Origin of the sequence: Flavobacterium sp. 245, assembly GCF_004362055.1 — a bacterium.
Lineage (GTDB): Bacteria > Bacteroidota > Bacteroidia > Flavobacteriales > Flavobacteriaceae > Flavobacterium.
The window spans coordinates 83,408-105,449 of record NZ_SNXB01000011.1; the positions used below are offsets into that span (position 1 = coordinate 83,408).

At 34.9% G+C, this 22,042-nt stretch carries 11 protein-coding genes; 6 read left to right on the forward strand and 5 right to left on the reverse strand.

The features are described from left to right. Positions 1 to 12 precede the first annotated feature (12 nt). The 5 genes from EV145_RS18530 to EV145_RS18550 form a co-directional block, all read right to left on the reverse strand. Entirely contained in the window at positions 13 to 1,494 is a 1,482-nt protein-coding gene (locus EV145_RS18530; protein ID WP_133526684.1) for a glycoside hydrolase family 10 protein, read from the reverse strand. 152 nt (positions 1,495 to 1,646) lie between these two features. Next, the gene (locus EV145_RS18535; RefSeq protein WP_133526685.1) at positions 1,647 to 3,482 is read right to left on the reverse strand and encodes a PQQ-binding-like beta-propeller repeat protein; all 1,836 of its coding nucleotides are present in this window, start codon (positions 3,480 to 3,482) and stop codon (positions 1,647 to 1,649) included. A gap of 300 nt (positions 3,483 to 3,782) precedes the next feature. Then, the gene (locus EV145_RS18540; protein ID WP_133526686.1) at positions 3,783 to 6,698 is read right to left on the reverse strand and encodes an FAD-binding and (Fe-S)-binding domain-containing protein; all 2,916 of its coding nucleotides are present in this window, start codon (positions 6,696 to 6,698) and stop codon (positions 3,783 to 3,785) included. A gap of 82 nt (positions 6,699 to 6,780) precedes the next feature. After that, positions 6,781 to 8,709, reverse strand: coding sequence for a glucosamine-6-phosphate deaminase (gene nagB, locus EV145_RS18545; RefSeq protein WP_133526687.1), 1,929 nt, complete (start codon positions 8,707 to 8,709; stop codon positions 6,781 to 6,783). A 140-nt stretch (positions 8,710 to 8,849) separates the two neighbouring features. Then, positions 8,850 to 9,599, reverse strand: coding sequence for a DeoR/GlpR family DNA-binding transcription regulator (locus EV145_RS18550; RefSeq protein ID WP_133526688.1), 750 nt, complete (start codon positions 9,597 to 9,599; stop codon positions 8,850 to 8,852). A 246-nt stretch (positions 9,600 to 9,845) separates the two neighbouring features. Between EV145_RS18550 and EV145_RS18555 the strand changes: the two genes are divergently transcribed. From EV145_RS18555 to EV145_RS18580, 6 genes are all read left to right on the forward strand, one after another. After that, entirely contained in the window at positions 9,846 to 13,112 is a 3,267-nt protein-coding gene (locus EV145_RS18555; RefSeq protein WP_133526689.1) for a SusC/RagA family TonB-linked outer membrane protein, read from the forward strand. A gap of 32 nt (positions 13,113 to 13,144) precedes the next feature. After that, complete coding sequence (locus tag EV145_RS18560) at positions 13,145 to 14,881, forward strand: RagB/SusD family nutrient uptake outer membrane protein (RefSeq protein WP_133526690.1); 1,737 nt, start codon at positions 13,145 to 13,147, stop codon at positions 14,879 to 14,881. Between the two features lie 253 nt (positions 14,882 to 15,134). Continuing rightward, positions 15,135 to 16,334 carry an exo-beta-N-acetylmuramidase NamZ domain-containing protein gene (locus EV145_RS18565; protein ID WP_133526691.1) on the forward strand — a complete coding sequence of 400 codons (1,200 nt, stop codon included), beginning with the start codon at positions 15,135 to 15,137 and terminating at the stop codon, positions 16,332 to 16,334. A 124-nt stretch (positions 16,335 to 16,458) separates the two neighbouring features. Further along, positions 16,459 to 17,280 carry an N-acetylmuramic acid 6-phosphate etherase gene (murQ, locus tag EV145_RS18570; protein ID WP_133526692.1) on the forward strand — a complete coding sequence of 274 codons (822 nt, stop codon included), beginning with the start codon at positions 16,459 to 16,461 and terminating at the stop codon, positions 17,278 to 17,280. A gap of 180 nt (positions 17,281 to 17,460) precedes the next feature. Then, the gene (locus EV145_RS18575; protein WP_133526693.1) at positions 17,461 to 18,966 is read left to right on the forward strand and encodes a sodium:solute symporter; all 1,506 of its coding nucleotides are present in this window, start codon (positions 17,461 to 17,463) and stop codon (positions 18,964 to 18,966) included. A 77-nt stretch (positions 18,967 to 19,043) separates the two neighbouring features. Further along, complete coding sequence (locus EV145_RS18580; RefSeq protein WP_133526694.1) at positions 19,044 to 22,037, forward strand: glycoside hydrolase family 3 N-terminal domain-containing protein; 2,994 nt, start codon at positions 19,044 to 19,046, stop codon at positions 22,035 to 22,037. Positions 22,038 to 22,042: the final 5 nt, after the last annotated feature.

Below are 22,042 nucleotides of genomic sequence, written 5' to 3' on the forward strand. Positions count from 1 at the left end.
GCTTTTTATCTTTTATTTTATTGTAAATTCTATAGGAGTACTTTCTGTCTGTGTCTGACTTAAAGCGGAAACGGCGTAGATATACTGCTCCAAATCAGCGTTTGGAATTTCTAATTTTGTTTCAGTTGTTACATAATAAATATTGACTGGATTTGAGAAATCGGTTATTTTTCCTTTTTGGAATTTATAAATAACAAATTTCTTATCACTAATTCCTGCCTTCCAAGTCAATGATGCATTATTGCCTTTTTTTGCCATTACCGCATTTGTTGGCGGTTGTGGTTTTATTCTTGTAATTCTGCTCGCTTCGGGCGTTAAGGCAATGTATTTATATGGTTTTTGAATAAGAGGATTTCGCAATGTATCTCCTTTCTTAAAGAATGAATTTGCTGTAAAATGCATCGAACCATCTATTTGAGGGATTTTTCGAATCATTTCAATCTGCTTTACAATTTGATCAGGATTTCTCCACTCTGGCTCTTTGGCCGTATTCGAAATCTTATAATCACCGTGGCCCACGTAAACATTTGCTCCATATTTGTGTTCGGCCCACCATTTTGCCAAAACTTCAAAATTGGCTCTGTCAAAACCAATGTGCCAATACAATTGCGGGCTAACATAATCAATCCAGTTTTCTTTTTGCCATTTTAAAATATTGGCATACAAATCGTCATAATTGGTTGCTCCTGCTCTGGTGTTAGAACCTTGTGAATCTTTAGCAATATTTCGCCAAACGCCAAAAGGTGAAATTCCGAATTCGACTTCTGGTTTATTGGCAATTATTGTATCTCTGATTTGTTTGATAATCAAATCGACATTGTCTCTTCTCCAATCGTCTTTGTCTTTAAACTGACGTGGTTCTTTAGCGAAAGCTTTTTCATCGGGAAACTCCTGTCCTTCAATTTTATATGGATAAAAATAATCATCCATGTGAACGGCCTGAATGTCATAATTTCGAACTATTTCACCTACTACAGAAGCAACAAAATCTCTGGTTTCTTTATAACCCGGATTAAAATATCTTGATTTTCCGTATGTTAAAAACAATTCCGGTTTCTTAAAAAATAAATGCGTTTTAGTCAATGCATCTTTTAAAGTGTCTTTTTGTACACGATACGGATTCAGCCAAACATGAACATTCATTCCTCTTTTTCCTGCTTCATCAATCATCATTTGTAATGGATCAAATCCCGGAGCAACGCCTTGAGTTCCGGTTATCCAATGTGATGCCGGTTCTTTTGTTGATTTGTAATAAGCATCAGCCGTTGGGCGAATTTGAAAAATTACAGTGTTTAGATTGTTCGATCGCAAATTATCCAAAATCGTGATCATTTCAGCTTTCATCTGCTTGTCTGATAATCCTGGTTTTGAAGGCCAATCAATATTGTCTACAGTCGAAATCCATGCACCACGCATTTCTCTTTTTGGAGATTCCTGACTGAAAAGTCTCGTTTGAAACAGCATTATCAGGATTATGATTTTTAGGCTTTTCATAAGTACTATTTTTGGTTCGTTTTTGATGATCCTAACAGGTTTTTTAAAACCTGTTAGGTTTCTAATTGATTTCTAAAAATTATAATAAGACTTGAATTTGATCCTTCTATAATACCTAACAGGTTTTGAAAACCTGTTAGGATAACCAATATTTATTCCAGTAAAAAAATCCCGCCTTCTATAAGCGATGCCCAAACTTGTCCTTTTCCATCTAATGTAAAACCATTAATGCTTGAACTTCCGAGATTAATTTGTTTTATAATTTCAAATTTAACAGCATCTACAATTACCACTTCTCCTTTTCGGCTTCCTACATATATCTTATTGTTCTTTTCTAATATTCCTGCAGGGTTGTGTTCATAACCCCATTTTAAATCTAAAACTTTAGTTTGGTTCACAAAACTTTCTTCGGTCAATTCAATATCATCGTTAAGCGGAACTCTCACAAGTTCACCATCCATTGTTTTGCCATAAAACCATTTTCCATCCTGGCTTTTACCCATTGATTCTCTAATTTTCCATTTCTGAGTTCTTAAAAGCGTTTTACCCGTTTCAATATCTAAAACGGTTAAGAAGCGTTGAGGCGTAACAAAATAAAGTCTTTTTGTGGTTGAAACCATATTGACATTTCCAGCAGAATATAGGATTTGTTTATCATTTCCATTATTCCATTTCCAAATCAATTTTCCTGTATTTTTATCCAAACAATATACATACGAATCCCAAACTCCAAAAATTATTTTATCGCCTTGAATCAACGGAATTCCCTGTGAATACGACGTTGGTAAATTATTTTGCCAGATTACTTTTCCGCTTACAGCATCTGCACAAATAAACGCTGTAGAACTCGCTGTATAAACTCTATTGTTTTCTGCAATTGGCGAACCGACCAAAACGCCACCAACAGGAATTGTCCATTTTTGTTTTCCTGATTGAGTGTCAAAACCTTCCAGATTTCCTTCAATAGTACCTATTACTAAATTATTTTTTACAATTATTGGTGAAAAATAAATTGAATTTCCTGTTTCCGTTTTCCAATTCAGCGCTTTATTTTTCAGATTTATAGATTTTATTTCGCCTATAGAATTTGTAAAATAAAGATTCTTTTTATCAAATGCAGGAAGAGAGTAAATCGAGGCAATATCTTTTATAAAAGGAGATTGCATTACCAAATCATCTTTTGGTATTTCAATTTTAGAAGGTTTTGACGGAACTGAAAATTTAAAAACTCCCGGTTTATCAAGTTCTTTTTGATAGATACTAATACTGTCGTTGCTTATAATTACTTGATTATAACTTTTCGTTTTTCCGTCAAGCGAAGTAATTGATGTTCCCATTAAACCGCTCAAACCTGAGAAATCATATTTTCTTAAAGTGTGTCCGTGACCACAAAAAGTAGCAACTGTTGGATATTTTTCTAAAACAGAAAGTACTTCTTTATAATTGCTGACACTGTTATCTAACGGATAATGTGCAAAATTCAAAACCTTTTTATTGGTATTCTTAAGACTGTCTTTTAGGGTTTTATCTAGCCAAAGTACATCTTCGTGTTTTACAAAACCATCTCCCATTTTCATATAAGGTCCACACGGAAATCCTATGAAAACATAATCGCCTTTTGAAAATACAAATTTATCTTCACCAAATATTTTTTTATAAGTTAAACCAGCGCTTTCACTCCAGTTCGTTTCGTGATTTCCTGAAACCACATAATAAGGCTTTTTCAATTTAGAAAGTATTGAATGTACTTGTTTTAGTTCATCATCGGCACCACGATTGGTTAAATCTCCGGTTACAACCACAAATTCAAAATCTGAATCATTGATTTCTTTTACAATATTTTGTAATAAAAAGTCATTGTCATTTCCTACTGAAACATGCAGGTCAGTAAGCTGTACAAACTTGATATTTCCTGATTTTTCTGCATTCTGAGAAAATCCGGAAACGACTATAAAAAGCAATAATATTCTTAAAACTAGATTTTTCATGTGTATTTTTTTTATTTATTGAATCGTCTTTTAAATTATATTGTGGTTACGTTGTGTAAGATGCACTGCTGTATCTCTCTACGATACGTATTTCTGAAAAAGTCCTTTTAAAAAATACCTAACAGGTTTTGAAAACCTGTTAGGATAGGTAACCAACCTAATTTTATGCGTTACTTGATGTAAATCGCAACACACAATCTCTTTCTATATTTTATTTTCATTTTTAGATAAAAAACTACTGTGCGCCTCTACGAAAACCTTTGTCCCTATGAATCTCTGAATCTTTGAACCTTTGAAAAATCATTTCAAACAATCTCTTAAAATTGTCACCGGATGCATTGCTTTTCTATTTGTACCATCAAAAATCTGGTGGCGGCAACTTGTTCCTGCAGCTGCAATTGCCGTTGAAGGCTCCGTTGCACGAATTTTTGGAAACAAAGTATCTTCACCCATTTGCATACTGATTTCGTAATGCTCTTTTTCATACCCAAATGAACCCGCCATACCGCAACAGCCCGAATTATAAATCGTAACTGTGCTGTTTTTAGGAACATTCAACATTGCAAAAGAAGCTTCAACAGTGCTTAATGATTTTTGATGACAATGTCCGTGGATCTTTATTGTTTTCGCCACATCTGAAAATTGTCCAGAATGAATTTTTCCTGCTGTAATTTCTCTTTTAAAAAACTCTTCGACTGTAAAAACATTTTTTGACAACTTTTCTGCGCTTTCTTTATCTTTTGCCAGTCGTAGATACTCATCTCTAAAAGTCAATATTGCTGATGGTTCGATTCCGATTAATGGCGTATTTTCAGAAATTAAATCTTTGAAAATAGTCACATTTTTATTGGCGATTTCCTGTGCTTCTTCCAGAAAACCTTTTGAAAGAAAAGCTCTTCCGCTTTCTTCATGATCTGTAATAATTACTTCATAACCTAAAGCAGTTAACAATTCATATGCGTCAATTCCGACAGAGACATCATAATAATTGGTAAACTCATCACAAAAAAGATATACTTTTCCATTTTTAAAAGAATTATTTACTGCTGATTTTCTATTTTTTGCGTACCATTTTTTAAAGGTCTTTGGTGCTAATAAAGGAACTTGCCTTTCCGAAGCAATTCCCATACCTTTTTTAACGAAAGATAAATTGGCAATAAAATTAGTTATTGAAGGTGTAATACTTCCTAATTCGTTCAATTTCGAATTAAAAGCAAATATTTTGTTGCGAACAGAAAATCCATTTGCTTTTTGGTACTGGTACAAAAATTCTGCTTTTAAAGTCGCCACATCTACATTACTTGGACATTCGCTGGCGCAGGCTTTGCAACTCACGCATAATTCAAATACTTTATATAATTCTTCGTGGTCGAATTTGTTTTCTTTTTCAGAATTGGTTAAATATTCTCTTAGCGCATTAGCTCTGGCACGAGTTGTATCTTTTTCGTTTCGGGTAGCGCGGTAACTCGGACATAACGTTCCCCCTGCTGAAGGCAGTTTGCGACAGTCACCTGAACCGTTGCATTTTTCTGCAGCACGCAAAATTCCTAAACTATCAGAGAAATCATGAATCGTTTTAATTTCCGGTTCTACCCTTCCTGCTTCGAAACGAAGATTTTCATCCATTTTAGAAGCATTTACAATTTTCCCAACGTTCAAAATGGTATTAGGATCAAATGCTTTTTTTATTCGTTTGAGCAGTTCATAATTTTTGTCACCAATCATAAAAGGCAGAAATTCTCCTCGCAAAATTCCGTCGCCATGTTCGCCGCTTAACGAACCTCTATATCTTTTTACCAAATGAGCCACTTCCGTGGATATATTTCTAAACTGATGTAATCCTTCTTTTGTTTTTAAATTTATCTTCGGACGTAAGTGTAATTCTCCGGCACCGGCATGTGCGTAATAAATCGCACTTTGTCCATGTCTTTCCATCATGGCGGCAAAATCAGCAATATAATTTGGAAGATCGCTGAGTTCAACTGCGGTATCTTCAATAGAATCGGCAGCTTTATCATCGCCAACAATGCTTCCTAAAAGTCCCAGACCTGCTTTTCGAACCTCATTTACTTTATCAATATCAGCTCCGTAAATTTTAGGCAGCGCATATCCAAAATTATTATCCGTCAGCTCCTTAATCAGAGCATCGGCTTGTAATTCGGCATCTTCCATACTAATATGCGATCCAACTTCAAGCATAATAACAGCTTTAGGTTCTCCCACAATAAAAAATCGGTTTTTAGATTGTTCCCTGTTGGTTTTGGTACAATCTAAAATGGTATCGTCCATCATTTCGCATGTATACAAATGATGTTTCATTGCCGTAACCACTGCTTCTAAACTTTCCTGAATGGTATGAAAATGCGCCACAACCATGATATTGTTTGTTGGTGGCAAATCATCTACTTTCAAGGTAATCTCTGTGGTAAACGCCAGAGTTCCCTCACTTCCGCAAAGCAATTTCCCTAAATTAATGGTGCTTTCAGTTCCCGAAAAAAGTTCTGATTTTAACAATGCATCAATGGCATAACCTGTATTTCGTCTGTGAATTTCTGGTTTTGGAAATTCCCTCGTAATTTCTTCCTGATTTTCTTTATTTGAAAGTTCCTCGTAAATCGTTTTATAAATTTTACTTTCTAAAGAATCGCCCTTTGTCTTCTCAATAAACTCGTCTGAAGACAAATCCTTAAAAACTGCAATACTTCCGTCACTCAAAACCGCTTTTATTTCCACAATTTTATCTCGGGTAACACCATAACGTATCGAAGTTGTTCCAGATGAATTGTTTCCAACCATTCCACCAATCATACAACGATTTGTGGTTGAAGTAGTCGGACTGAAAAATAAACCATGTGGCTTTAAATACAAATTCAGTTCATCGCGAATTACCCCAGGCTGAACGGTAATGGTTTTCTTTTCGGCATCAAAAGCAACAATTTTGGTAAAATGTTTCGAAACATCTACAATAATTCCGTTTCCAACAGTTTGACCCGCCAGAGAAGTTCCTGCCGTTCTGGGCGTTATTGAAATATTATTTTCTGAAGCAAAGCGAATGATTTTTACAATATCATCTTCGGTTTTAGGAATCGCAACGGCTTTCGGCATAATTCTATATGCTGAAGCATCTGTAGCGTACAGTTTTTTATGAAGATCATCATAAAAAAGAGTTCCTTCTAAGGAATCAGATAGTTGTTGTAATTGACGAGAATCGGGCATTTATTTGGTAATTGTTATTTTGTTAATCTGTTATATAAAGACCTAACAGGTTTTAAAAACCTGTTACGTCTGAATTGAATTACTAGTAATCAAAACGTTTAAAAGCTTCGATTGCTTCATATTCTGCCAAACCTAATTCATCGTATAAGATGGCTGTATTTTTATTTCGGTCTTCGGCTCTAACCCAGAATTCTCTTGAATCATTTCCTTGGAACATAACGCGGTCTTTTTGAGACTGGTGATACAAGATTGCATGGCGTTTCAGCAATACTTCTGACGGAGAAAGCGGAACGGCCATATCAATTTCGTGGATATCCCATTCGTGCCAAGCGCCTCGGTAAAGCCATAACCAGCAGTCATCCATGTATTTTTCTGGCTTCAATTCCTTCATTGCTGCAAAAATCGCGTTCAGACATACTTCATGCGTTCCATGCGGATCTGCCAGATCTCCGGCCGCAAAAACCTGATGCGGTTTTATTTTGGCAATAATATCTTTTACAATCGCAACATCTTCTGGTCCCAACGGATTCTTTTTGACCTGTCCTGTTTCATAAAACGGAAGATCCAAAAAGTGCGTATTCTCATCTTTCAGTCCGATGTATCTTGTTGCGGCATACGATTCTCTTCTTCTGATCAATCCTTTCAGTTTTCTCACTTCAAGAGAATCGATCTGATTTTCAGATTTGCTGTTCAAAAACTCGATTACCGATTTGAAGTTGATGTCTTTTGGAAGATTATCTCCAACAAAATCGTTGCACACTTCAGCAAATTTCAGTGCTTCATCGTCTGTAACGGCAATATTTCCAGAGGTTTGATATACAACATGTACATCATGTCCTTGTTTGATCAATTTTGAAAAAGTTCCTCCCATCGAAATCACGTCATCATCTGGATGCGGACTGAAAAGGATCACTCGTTTTTTTGCCGGATTGGCTCTTTCTGGACGATGCGAATCATCTGTATTCGGTTTTCCTCCAGGCCATCCTGTAATGGTATGCTGCAGAATGTTGAACATATTGATGTTCAAATCATAAGCAGAACCTCCAAGTGCTAATAAATCAGACATTCCGTTGTTGTTGTAGTCACGGTCTGTCAATTTCAAGATAGATTGTTTTGTTTTTTTACAAAGCCAAACAATCGCCTTGCTTTTTAATTCTTCTGTCCAAATACATTCTCCAACAAGCCAAGGTGTTTTGAAACGCGTCAACTCTGAAGCTGCCGACTGATCCAATACAAAAGTTGCGTTTGGGTGATTTTGTAAAAACGTTGCCGGAACATCAGAACTTATTTCGCCTTGAATTGTTCGCTTAATAATTGAGGCTTTATTTTGTCCCCAAGCCATCAATACAATTCGCTTTGATCTCATAATGGTTGAAACTCCCATTGTGATCGCACGTTTGGGAACATTGTCAATACCATTGAAATCAGATGAGGCATCGACTCTGGTGATATGATCTAAAGTAATAATTCTTGTTCCTGAATTGATATGCGATCCAGGTTCGTTGAAACCAACGTGTCCCGTACGCCCGATTCCTAACAACTGAAAATCAAGTCCGCCGGCTTGTTTAATTTTAAATTCGTAATCGATGCAGTATTGATTTAATTCATCGATTGCAACTGTACCATCAGGAATATTTACATTCTCAGGCTTAATGTCGATATGGTTAAAAAGATGCTGGTGCATGAAGTAATGATAGCTTTGACGATTCTCTCTATTCATTGGATAATATTCATCCAAATTGAAAGTGATTACGTTGGCAAAGCTTAGACCATCTTCTTTGTGCATTCGAACCAATTCTTCGTATACTTTTATTGGCGAAGATCCTGTTGCCAGACCAAGTACACATGATTCGTTATTAGATTGTTTGGAACGTATTAATGCAGCTATTTCTTGAGCGACATTTTTTGAAGCGTCTGCAGAATTCTCAAAGATCACATTGTGATTTTTTTCAAATCGGGTTTCTTCAAATTTTCCAGGTATGTCGTAAGCCAAAGAAGTAGTGGTTTTCATAATATATCTATTGTAGTTAAAATTTAGTTTTAACAAATATAGATACAAAAAACAAAACGACTACATTATTTTGCGTTATTTAACAAAATAAAATTAAAATAACGCAAAAAAACGCATAAATGTTTGACTGATATTTTAGATTACAATATGAAAACGCCAGATTTTCGGTATTCTTCCAGCCTTGCATCTTCAGGATTTAAATTCGTCACAATCGTATCCAACTGGTTCAAATCACAGACAACATGAGGCATTTTTGTATTTAATTTTTCTGAAGAAAACATTGAAACGACTCTATCAGAAGCTTCTATCATTGCCTTTTTAACCATTGAGACTTCATATCCAATCTCCGTAAGTCCTTGTTTTATATTAATGCTGCTCGCTCCAATAAAACAGATATCGGCCTTAATTTTAGACACCACCTGCATCACATCTATACCAATGGTAACCATTGCGTTTTTTTGCATTTTTCCCCCAATAAATATTAAATCTATATTTGGATGCTGCGATAACTGCATGGCAATTGGAAGACTATACGTATATATTGTAGCTTTTAAATCGGAAGGAATAAGTTTTGCAAATACTAAATTTGTACTTCCTCCACTCATTATAATAACTTGGTCATCATGCAATAAAGACAATGCTTTTGTTACAATCTGCTTTTTTTCCTCTTCATCTGAAATGTGTATATCAAAAACATTTGCAGATTTTTCTTTAACCTGTACTGCCCCGCCATACACCTTCTCCAGCAGTTTCTTGCTATCGAGTTCGTTTAAATCTCGTCTAATTGTGTCTTCTGACAAATCCAAAGCCAAAGCCAAATCAGTTGTCACAACCTTCTGTTCTTCAACAAGCTTAGTCATTATATATTTATGTCTTTCGGCTTTCAGCATGCTTTTAAAAAGTTAAAAATTCAGAGCAAATATATCAAATAATTCTATTGAATGTGTAGGATTAAGAAAAAACTGCAATAGTTTGCGTTTTTTGCCTTAAAAAGCAAAAACTAAAAAAAATAAATATTCATAAAATGCGTTATTTTGCGTTATTTTAGTTAATTTTTGAAAAAAAGTACAAAATAATGCATTTGTATGCAATAAATAAATATATTTGCTCAACAACCATAAAAAAACCAGATAATTATGAAAAAACTATTTCTTATTTCATTGTTGGTTTTGTTCATTCAAGCAAGTTTTGGGCAAACAAAAACAATCACTGGAACTGTAAAAAACAAAGCAGATGGATTTCCGATACCCGGAGTCAGCGTAATGATCCAAGGAACATCCAATGGAGCTACTACTGATTTTGACGGAAAATTCAGCATCAGTGTAGCGCCGGGTCGAGCTCTAGCTTTTAGCTACATGGGATTTGAAACTCAAGTAGTAAAAATTGAAGGGCAACAGACAGTAAATATTGAACTATCGTCAAGCACTGCAAAATTAGACGAAGTAGTTGTAGTGGGATTCTCTTCTCAGAAAAAAGCAAATCTTACAGGAGCAGTTGCTAAGGTAGATGTTAAAAAAGCTTTAGGAAGTATTCCTATTACAGATATCACAAAAGGTTTACAAGGAACTACTCCTGGACTTAATATTACTTATAATTCAGGTAATATCAGCAAACAATCAAATGTTAATATTCGTGGAGCTGGAACTATTGTAAATGGAGTAGCTACAGGATCACCACTTATTTTAGTTGATGGTGTTCCAGGAGATCTGTCATTACTAAATGCAGAAGACGTAGAATCGATGTCTGTACTTAAAGATGCCGCTTCTGCTTCTATTTATGGTGCACGTGCTGCATTTGGAGTTATATTAATTACTACTAAAAGTGGTAAAAATGCTAAAGGAAAAGTACGCTTCGCATATAGCAACAATACAGGAGTAAGCAACCCAATTTCTTTGGTTAACTTTAACGACCCTACTGTAGAGCTTCCGGCAATGATCGAGGCACAAGCCAGAGCTGGTAATGCAAATCCAGAATCTTTTGGTATGAACTACAAAACATTATTGCCAGGTATCATTAACTGGAAAGAAAAATATGCTGCAACAAGAAACCCTAATGATAAAACGATGATTTTGGGTGAAGATTTTGACGTTATTGGCGGAAAAGAATATTTCTACAGAATTTGGAATCCGCATGATGAAATGTTAAAAAAGAATGCAATACAAACGCTTCATAATTTATCAGCTCAAGGTTCTTTAGGTGAAAAAAGTTCGTTTATTGTGTCGTTAGGTCTTGCTAATCAAGAAGGTGTAATGAAAATCAATACTGAAACCAACAAAAGATTCAACCTTAACCTTGGCATGACTACACAGTTAGCAAGCTGGCTTACCGGAGATTTTAAAGTATTAGGAACTTTCCAAGAATATGATTCTCCTTTCAACTACTATAACAGTGGTCTTGATACAGAAGGTAACGGATATTTTGGATATTACATGCGTTGGGGTTCTTATTTCCCTTATGGTACTTATAATGGTACTTATTTTAGACATGCACCAGGTTACATGTCAAACGCATCTCGAAATGAAAATAAGTCAAATGATATGAGGATAAGTGGAAGACTTACTGCTCAAATTACGAAAGATTTTAATATCGTTGGAGAATATAGTGTAAACAACAATTTTTCAAGCCTTAAAATGAACGGTGGCCAAATACCTCTTTGGGACTGGTGGACAAGTGCTGCTGACTTAGTTGCAGGAAAACCTACAATAATGGAAAGTGCAAATGATTTTGTTGCGCAAGCCAAATCATCTTATACAAGAAATGTAGCAAATATCTTTGGAAACTATACTAAAACATTAGGTGACAACCATAACTTTAAAGTATTAGGCGGTTTGAACTCAGAATGGTATGATTTCGAAAGAACATATGCTCGTAGAAATACACTTTTGGATAAAAACAAACCAGAATTTAATTTAGCTATTGGAGATCAATTTACTTCACCTCTTGTTTCTACTGCAATTTTAAACCCAGGCTTGTCAAGATATGCAATTGCCGGATTTTTTGCACGTGTGAATTATGATTACAAAGGAAAATATTTGTTGGAAATCAACGGACGTTATGACGGTTCATCAAAATTCCCTACAGATGAGCAATGGGGGTTCTTCCCTTCTGCTTCTGTTGGATATAGAATTTCTGAAGAAGGTTTCATGGAAAGCACAAAAAGCTGGTTAAATGATTTGAAAATCCGTGGATCTGTTGGTTCAATTGGAAATCAAAACATTGCTGCAAATGCCTTTTTACCAACTATGACTAACTCTAACCCATTTTGGCTAGGTAGTGGTGCAACTGTACCTCCTTCTGTTAATCAGCCATCAAATGTTGATCCTGATTTAACTTGGGAAAAAGTAACTACTCAAGACGTAGGTATTGATATTAGAATTTTTAATATGTTAGGTTTGACTTTTGATTATTACCAACGTGATACAAAAGGAATGCTAGCTCCAGGAAAAACGCTTCCAGGTTCATTTGGTCAGGCTGCTGCCAATACAAACTCAGGAAATTTAAGAACAACTGGTTGGGAACTAGCGCTTAACTTTAACAAAAACATAAACCAAAACATAAGTGTTTATGCAGATCTTACCCTTTCAGACAATACTACAGAAGTAACTGAATGGAACAATACTTCTAAACTTTTGGGATCTTTTTATGCAGGTCAAAAAATTGGCGAAATCTGGGGATTAGAAACAGACCGATTAATTCAATCTACAGATCAAATTGACGCAACAGGATTAATTGTAAATGGAGTTGATTATAAAAACATAAGAACTGGTACTTTTAGATATGGTGCTGGAGATGTAATGTACAAGGACATAAACGGAGACGGAATAATTTCAAGAGGAGATGGAACAGCTACTAACCCAGGAGATTTAAAAGTTATTGGTAATACAACGCCTCGTTACCAATATGGAGTTCGTCTTGGTGGTGCTTTATACGGTTTTGATATTGATGCTTTCTTTCAAGGAGTTGGAAAACGCGAATATTGGGCAACTTCTGACTTAGTATTGCCTTTCTACAACAGAACAGATGCTATGTATGAAAACCAAAATGACTACTGGACACCGCAAAATACAGATGCGTATTTCCCTAATCCATACCCTGGACATGCTGGTAATGCTTTTGGAACTTATGCGCCTGGATCAAACAATTTTGTCGCACAATCACGTTATTTATTAGACATGTCCTATTTACGTCTAAAATCGATGACTATTGGATATACTCTTCCTAAAAGTATTACCCAAAAAGTGGGAATTGACAAAGTTAGACCGTATATTTCAGGTTTAAACCTAGCTACTTGGAAAAGCAGCAAATTGCCAGTAGATCCTGAAATTAATGAAACTGAAGCGGCATGGGGAAGAACTTTCCCTTATTCTAAAACAATATCATTTGGTATACAACTTGCGTTTTAAAAAAGGTATTTAAAAATTAAAAATTAATCAAAATGAGAAAATTAATAATAAACTCTAGGATAAAACTATCAGTTGCCTTGCTTACTTTTGCAAGTTTAGCTGTTAGCTGTTCAGATTTTTTGGATACACCTCCAGAAGATGTGTTTTCAGATGACAATTTTTGGACTTCAGAAAATAACGTAAAAACATATTCTTGGCTAAACTATAACACCTTTAACGGATACGGAAATAATGCTGGTACAACAGCAGATTTTTACTTTCATGCTACCGCTACGGGATTGATAGATGACAACTTAGCTATGAACGTTTTTACTAACTTTCCAACGGCTGCAAATGCAACAAATGCAAACTGGAACGAATATTACACTTTGATTCGTCGTTGTAATCTTATGTTAGAAAGAGTGCCGAATGTTCCTATGGATCAGACGAAGAAAAACCACTATATAGGCGTTGCAAAGTTTTTTAGAGCTCATACTTATTTTCGTTTAGCACAGCAATTTGGTGATGTGCCGTATACAGACCAATATTTAGCACAAAGCGATGCTAATGTATACAAACCAGCTTTAAGTAGAGCAGAAGTTATAGACAACGTAATTAAAGATCTTGAAGAAGCAATCCCAATGTTATTAAACGTTGATGACAGCAATATTACTGTAAATAAATATACAGCTTACGCATTATTAAGCCGCGTATGTTTAGGTGAAGGTACTTACAGAAAATACAACTTGGGTCAGAATGGAAATACGTATCTTCAAAAAGCTAAAGATGCTTCTTTAGCTGTAATGAACAATAATTCTTTCAAACTAAACGCAGATTGGAAAGCACTTTACAATTCTGTTGAGTTATTAGGAAATACTGAAGTAATTTTGGCAAAAAGATATATCAAAGGTGTTTTAGGAAATTCAGTTCAAGCATATACAAATACATCTACTATTCAAAACGGATTGACAAAATTTGCTGCAGAAAGCTATGTAACTACTAATGGATTGCCTATCAAACAAGCTGGCAATGCGCAGTATTTAGGTGACAACACTATCGCTAATACTTTTGCCAACAGAGACCCAAGATTTGCTAAAGCTTTCAGTACAGCAGATTACGCTTACTCTGACAAACCTTTTAATGGTTTAACATCGATCACAGGTTATGTATTTCAACTATACAATAATCCTGCTACAACAGGTACAGAGGTTACAACAATTGGACAAAATCAAATTGATGCTCCAGTTTTTACACTAAGTGAAGTTTATTTGAATTATGCCGAAGCTTGTGCAGAATTGGGTACAGTTACTAATAATGACCTTAACTTGTCAATCAACAAAGTACGTACACGTGCAGGAATTGCTGTTTTGACTACTGATGGTATAAATGCTGCTGTTGGAGGAGTACAAATAAATGACCCACAAAGAACAACTGCATTAGAACAAATCTCAGGAGCTGTTAATCCAATTACGTGGGAAATTCGCCGTGAGCGCAGAATTGAGTTCATGAGCTGGACTACTATGAGAAAAGAAGATCTTATACGTTGGAAAAAAGGAGATTATCTAGACACTAATACTAATCCTGATGTTGTTCTAGGAGCTAGAATTATTGCCTTGATAGGAACTAACTCTAAAACAAAAGTAAATGCACAAGGATATGTAATTCCTTACGCTGCAGGTGTTACAAGATTATTTGTATCACCAAAAAATTACTTAAGTGCGATTCCAACAAATGACATCAGTTTATACGCCGCAGAAGGTGTAACATTAAAACAAAACCCAGGTTGGTAATTTTAAGTTCATAAAACATATTTTGCCCCTCAAATAATTAATAACTGCCTCTGGAACCTAAATTTACCAGAGGCAGTATTTAAAAAGTCTTTTTCTAGCACATAGCGACAGACAAAATAAAATCCCAATCTGAAAACTCAGATACCATTTCTACAATACCACACTACAACAATCAAAAAAACATCAATAGCAATCAAATAATAACCTAATTTTAATTAGTCAATTTTTGCCTTAACTATTAACTGTAATTACAATGATAAAATTCATAGCAAAAAGTGTTCTTATTGTAACTTCTTTCATTGTCACGTCTTCTTATTCTAATTCGCTTTCAGCGGTTACAAAAAGCAGTACCTCAGCAATTAATCCTCCTGCAATTAAAACAGGAGCTGATAATTATGAGAAATACTTACCGCTTTTAAAAGATAAAAAAATAGGAATCGTTACCAATCAAACCGGAATTTTGTCTAACAAAACACATTTGGTAGATTTTTTACTTGAAAAGAAAGTTGCGGTACAAACCATTTTTGCTCCTGAACACGGATTTAGAGGAACTGCAGATGCTGGGGAACATGTTGTTGACGGAAAAGATCCTAAAACCGGTTTATCAATAATTTCTCTTTATGGAGATAATAAAAAGCCAAAACCTGAGCAATTAGCCGGAATCGATATTATGATTTTCGATTTACAGGACGTAGGCGCTCGTTTTTACACCTATATTTCTTCTTTGCATTATGTAATGGAAGCTTGCGCAGAAAACAATGTGCCACTTATAATCCTTGACCGCCCAAACCCTAACGGAAGTATTGTTGACGGTCCGCTTTTAGAAAAAGAATTTACCAGTTTTGTAGGCATGCACCCAATTCCGCTTCTTCACGGAATGACAATTGGAGAATATGCGCAAATGATAAATGGAGAAAAATGGCTAAAAAATGCCGCACAATGCAAACTTACTGTTATTCCATGTCTCAACTACAATCGAAAAATGAAATACAGTTTATTGGCAAAACCATCTCCAAATTTGCCAAACGATCAATCTATAAATCTATACGCCAGTTTATGCCTTTTTGAAGGAACAAATGTAAGTATGGGACGAGGAACTGAAAAGCAATTTCAAATTTACGGTTCTCCTTACTTAACAAAAACCAATTTCAATTTTACTCCAAAGCCAAATTTTGGAGCCAAAGATCCGCTTTATAACGGAAAAGAATGTTTTGGAGAAGATTTAACTTCGTATCCTAAACTAACCAAATTAGAATTAAAATGGCTTATTAAAGCCTATCAAAATACCAGCGACAAAACGAAATTTTTTAATGCTTTTTTCACCAAGCTTGCCGGAACAAAAAAACTGCAACAGCAAATTGAATCCGGAGTTTCAGAAAAAGACATTCGAGAAAGCTGGAAAAAAGATTTAGAAGCTTTTCAAATTATGAGAAAAGCCTATTTACTCTACTAAATAAAACTATTTCTTAATCCGCAAATTGACTATTTTTTACCAAAATAGAGACCCCTTATACAAATTATCGAAAGCAAAAATATCAAAATCTGCTGTTTCAAAAACCAAAAAAAAGAAAAGAAAAATGAGCAATAAAAATCCTGAAACTGAGCAAGAATCTTTTTACAAAGATTTGGATCAAATGAGCGTGAAAGAACTTCTTATCAACATCAATACAGAAGATAAAAAGGTACCACATATTATCGAAGAACAGATTCCTAAAATTGAGAAACTGGTTAAAGCGATCGTAAAAAAAATGCAGCTGGGCGGCCGATTATTTTATATTGGAGCTGGAACTTCTGGAAGAATCGGAATTTTAGATGCATCAGAATGTCCACCTACTTTTGGCGTACCGCATGATATGATTATCGGAATTATTGCCGGTGGAGATACTGCCATCAGAAAAGCAGTTGAAAATGCCGAAGATGACACTGAGCAAGCATGGAAAGATTTAGCCAAATTTGAAATTTCAAGCTTAGATTTTATTATCGGAATTGCTGCTTCTGGAAACACGCCTTATGTTTTGGGAGCTTTAAAAAAAGCTAAAGAACACAATATTAAAACTGGAAGTATTTCGTGCATCAGCAATGGGCTTATTGCTCAGGAAGCAGATCATCCAATTGAATTAATCGTAGGCCCTGAATTCTTAACTGGAAGTACCAGAATGAAAGCAGGAACCGCTCAAAAACTGACCTTAAACATGATCTCTACTTCGGTAATGATTAAACTAGGAAAAGTAAAAGGCAACAAAATGGTTGACATGCAACTGTCTAACGAAAAGCTGGTAAAACGAGCTATCAAAATGATTATTGAAGAACTTGGAATTGAATATGATTTAGCCGAAGAATTACTTCATAAACACAAAAGCGTAAGAGCGGTTTTACAGGCTCAAAACAAAAATCTGTAATTCTAAAAACCACACATTAAAATCTTTTTATAGATTTATACAAATCAAAAACTGCATTTTTTCAATTTTTGAGTTTTAACGGCGGCCTAACAGCTTTCAAAAACCTGTTAGGCCTAATTAAAAAAGCAAAATATTTTGTTTGAGTAATTTATAAAAAAGACAAACCATCAAAACTATAAAATGACACCAAGTACCATCCTCCTCCTAATTATCGTTTATTTCGGAACATTATTCTATATCTCACACCGGGTGAGCAGAAAAGACAGCGGAAATGATGCTTTTTTTACAGCAAATAAAAACTCAAAATGGTATTTAGTTGCTTTTGGTATGATTGGAACCGCACTTTCTGGAGTAACATTTATATCCGTTCCTGGAGAAGTTGGCGCACCAAGTGGTGAACAATTTAAATATTTTCAGTTTGTATTAGGAAATGCACTAGGATTTATCGTAATCACAAAACTATTGTTGCCATTGTATTACCGAATGAATCTGACCTCAATTTATGGTTATATTGAACAAAGAATGGGGGTTTACAGTTACAAGACTGCGGCTTCGATTTTCTTGATCAGCAGAACCATAAGTTCGGCATTCAGACTTTATTTAGTGGTTATTGTATTGCAGCGTTTTGTGTTTGATTTCTATCATATTCCATTCGCATTTACGGTATTGATTTCTTTAATTTTAATTTTCTCTTATACCTACAGAGGTGGATTAAAAACGATTATTATTACAGATACTTTACAAACATTTTTTCTTGTAACATCTGTTTTTCTAACTATTTATTTCATTTGCGACCGCATGGATTTAAGTGCCGTTAGTGCATTCGAAGAAGTAAAAAACAGCAACTATTCTAAAATATTTTTCTTTGATGATTTCTTTGGAAGCAAATTTCATTTCATAAAACAAATTTTAGGCGGAATGTTTGTTACCATCGCCATGACAGGTCTGGATCAGGATTTAATGCAAAAAAACCTCAGCTGTAAAAACATTGGCGAAGCTCAAAAAAACATGTTCACTTTTACAGGAATCTTTGTTGTGATCAATATTTTCTTTTTAAGTGTAGGAGCGCTATTATACATTTATGCAAATAAAAACGGAATTGCAGTTCCAACTGATTTAGTTACAGGCAAACCAAGAACCGACTTACTTTTTCCTGAAATTGCCCTAAATCATTTAGCTGTAGTTCCTGCCATTGTATTTTTACTGGGAATTATCGCGGCGACTTTTGCTACAACAGATTCGGCTTTAACGGCTTTAACAACCTCTTTCTGCGTTGACTTTTTAGGAATGGACAAAAGCGAAAATACCCGAAAAAATACCGTTAGAACCCGACATTTAGTACATATTAGTTTTTCAATATTAATTTTCTTTGTCATTATTATTTTCAATACAATCAATGACAGTTCGGTTGTTGGGATGATTTTCAAAGTCGCTTCTTATACTTACGGACCTTTATTAGGATTATATGCTTTTGGGTTGTTCCAGAAATCAAGAAATGTCAACGACAAACTTGTGCCGTTAATGTGTTTGGCCGCTCCTTTTCTAACCTATTTAATAAATGAAAATTCGAAACTATTATTTTCAGGATATGTTTTCGATAATGAATTAATCGTCCTAAACGGATTAATAACCTATTTAGGATTATACCTTACAAGTTCACGCTCAAGCGAAAAAATAAGTTTTTAACCTGCTTAAAAACACAATAATTTACCAAATTAATTGAAGATTAAAACCAATCTTCAATTGATTCAAAAAATAGTATTATGAAAGATTACATCATAAAGATCAGCCTTTGTGCTTCATTTTTATTTTTAATCACCAATTGCGCTGTCAAAAAAAACAATGCAGTTACAGATTCAAAAAAAGACATTCCGTTAAAAGATACCGTTGTTTATCACGCTGATAAAGCAGCAAAAAAAACTTTTTTCAAAGATTCAGATAAAGAAACTGCTTGGGCTGACAGCATTTACAACAAGATGTCACTTCGCGAAAAAGTCGGCCAACTTTTTATGGTTTCGGCTTATTCAAACAAAGATTCGGTTCATGTCAATCAAGTCAAAAATTTAATTGAAGAATATAAAGTAGGAAGTGTCATCTTTTTTCAAGGCGGTCCCGTTCGTCAGGCAAAATTGACTAACCTATACCAATCTAAGGCAAAAGTTCCTTTGTTCATAGGAATTGATGCTGAGTGGGGATTAGCCATGCGTTTAGACTCTACTTATCGCTATCCTTGGAATATGACATTAGGCGCCATTCAGGATTTAAATTTAATCGAAAAAGTGGGCCGAAATATGGCCAATGAAAACAAGCGCATTGGAATTCATTTCAATTTTGCTCCCGTTTTGGACATCAACACCAATCCTAAAAACCCAATTATTGGAAACCGTTCTTTTGGCGAAGACAAAGTTAATGTAGCTAACAAAGCAACTGCTTTAATGAAAGGCGTGCAAAGTCAGGGCGTCTTCAGTACCGGAAAGCATTTCCCTGGACATGGCGACACCTCTACTGATTCTCATCACGCACTGCCTTTGGTTAATTTTTCAAAAGAAAGAATCGATTTGGTTGAATTATATCCTTATAAAAAATTATTTGACGAAGGTTTAGTTTCTGTGATGGTTGGACATCTTAATATTCCAAGTTTAGAACCAACTCCAAATTTACCTTCTTCGGCTTCGTATAATGTAGTTACCAATCTTCTTCAAAAAGAATTAGGCTTTGAAGGCTTAATTTTTACAGATGGTTTAGCCATGAAGGGCGCCAGCAATTTTAAAGGTCCTGGGGAATTAGAAATTGCAGTTCTTTTGGCTGGAAATGACATTTTATTATGTCCTGAAAATGTTCCAGTGGCGGTTCAAAAGTTAGAAGAAGCTTATGCAAACAATATTATAACCGAAGAGCGTTTAGCGCATTCTGTTAAAAAAATTCTGCATTACAAATACAAAGCGGGATTAAATCATTACAAGCCTATTGATATGGCGAATATTTACAATGATCTTAATCCGTCGCAAAATGACGCTTTGCATTATAAATTATATGAGAATGCCGTTACCGTTTTAAAAAATGAAAACGAAATTCTTCCGATAAAAGAACTGAATCAAAAAATTGCTTACATTAAGATGGGCGATGATACCAATAGTACTTTTATTTCGACATTAAAAAAATATACCGAAATCACAGAAGTTAAAGACAACAATCTTGACAGTTTGAATCAGGAATTGAAAAATTTTGACAAGGTAATTATCAGCTTTCATAAAGTGAATAAACCTTGGGAAAAACAAGAATTTACATTGACAGAAATGCTTTGGCTGAAAGAAATTGCGAAACACAACAAAGTAATTCTAGATGTTTTTGCCAAGCCTTATTCATTATTGTCAATTTCTGATTTTGAGGATATTGAAGGTCTAGTGGTTTCTTATCAAAATTCAGATATCAGTCAGGTAGTTTCTGCTGAATTACTTTTTGGAGCCATTGATGCCAAAGGAAAACTGCCCGTTTCAATCAATAATTTTTTCAAAGTAAATGACGGATTGACGACTGAAAAACTAAATCGTTTGGCTTTTAACGCTCCGGAAAATGTTAATATGAATCCGGCGATTCTTTCAAAAATTGATGCTGTCGCGCAAAAAGCAATTGACGGAAAAATGGCACCGGGAATGCAGGTTTTGGTTGCCAGAAAAGGCAATGTAATTTTTCAGAAATCATACGGATCACAGACATACGATGACGCAAAAAAAGTAACTAATACCGATTTGTATGATGTTGCCTCGATTTCAAAAATGATTTCGACACTGCCAAATGTTATGCAATTGTATGATAAAAACAAAGTTACTTTAGACACCAAACTGAAGGATATGGTGCCTTTGTTTGCAAAAACAAATAAAGAAAATATCATTTTCAAAGATTTGCTAAACCATTACGCAGGGCTTCAGGCGTGGATTCCGTTTTATAAAGCTACATTAGACAGCAACAATAAACCTTCTGAAAAATATTATCGAAAAATAGCTGAAAACGGTTTTACAACAAAAGTAGCAGACAGTCTTTATCTAAGAAACGACTATCATGATACGATTATGAAAATCATTGCTAAAAGTCCAATTTCTCCAAAAATCGAATACAAATACAGCGATTTTACTTTCATCATTTTAAAAGAATATTTAGAAAGAAAAACGCATGAAAAACTGGAAGATTTGAGCAAAGAGAATTTCTACAACACTCTTGGAATGAATTATACGCTTTATAATCCGCTAAATAAATTCGAAAAAAGCAACATTGCTCCTACTGAAATCGACAATTATTTCAGGCATCAAACTATTCAGGGATATGTTCACGATATGGCGGCGGCGATGGAAGGCGGAGTTGCTGGCCACGCCGGAATTTTCTCAAATGCAATGGATGTTGCCAAAATGATGCAGCTGTTTTTGCAAAAAGGAAATTACGGAGGCATTCAATATTTTTCACCACAAACTTTTGATACCTTCAACACTTGTTATTACAAAGATAAAGGAGTTCAAAGAGGTTTAGGTTTTGATAAAAGAATTGGAAAAGGCGGCCCAACCTGCGGATGTGTTTCTGAAGCTAGTTTTGGCCACACCGGTTTTACCGGAAACATGGCTTGGGTTGATCCTCAAACCGAAATTGTTTACGTATTTCTATCCAACAGAACTTATCCAGAAGTGGTAAATGACGAAAATAAATTAGCCAAAGGAAAAATCAGAGAAGAAATTCAGCAAATCATTCAGGACGCAATCATAAAATAATTCAA

Coding starts and splice junctions, on each gene's coding strand:
- EV145_RS18530 (WP_133526684.1), bottom strand. CDS start 1,494: ATGAAAAGCCTAAAAATCATAATCCTGATAATGCTGTTTCAAACGAGA.
- EV145_RS18535 (WP_133526685.1), bottom strand. CDS start 3,482: ATGAAAAATCTAGTTTTAAGAATATTATTGCTTTTTATAGTCGTTTCC.
- EV145_RS18540 (WP_133526686.1), bottom strand. CDS start 6,698: ATGCCCGATTCTCGTCAATTACAACAACTATCTGATTCCTTAGAAGGA.
- nagB (WP_133526687.1), bottom strand. CDS start 8,709: ATGAAAACCACTACTTCTTTGGCTTACGACATACCTGGAAAATTTGAA.
- EV145_RS18550 (WP_133526688.1), bottom strand. CDS start 9,599: ATGCTGAAAGCCGAAAGACATAAATATATAATGACTAAGCTTGTTGAA.
- EV145_RS18555 (WP_133526689.1), top strand. CDS start 9,846: ATGAAAAAACTATTTCTTATTTCATTGTTGGTTTTGTTCATTCAAGCA.
- EV145_RS18560 (WP_133526690.1), top strand. CDS start 13,145: ATGAGAAAATTAATAATAAACTCTAGGATAAAACTATCAGTTGCCTTG.
- EV145_RS18565 (WP_133526691.1), top strand. CDS start 15,135: ATGATAAAATTCATAGCAAAAAGTGTTCTTATTGTAACTTCTTTCATT.
- murQ (WP_133526692.1), top strand. CDS start 16,459: ATGAGCAATAAAAATCCTGAAACTGAGCAAGAATCTTTTTACAAAGAT.
- EV145_RS18575 (WP_133526693.1), top strand. CDS start 17,461: ATGACACCAAGTACCATCCTCCTCCTAATTATCGTTTATTTCGGAACA.
- EV145_RS18580 (WP_133526694.1), top strand. CDS start 19,044: ATGAAAGATTACATCATAAAGATCAGCCTTTGTGCTTCATTTTTATTT.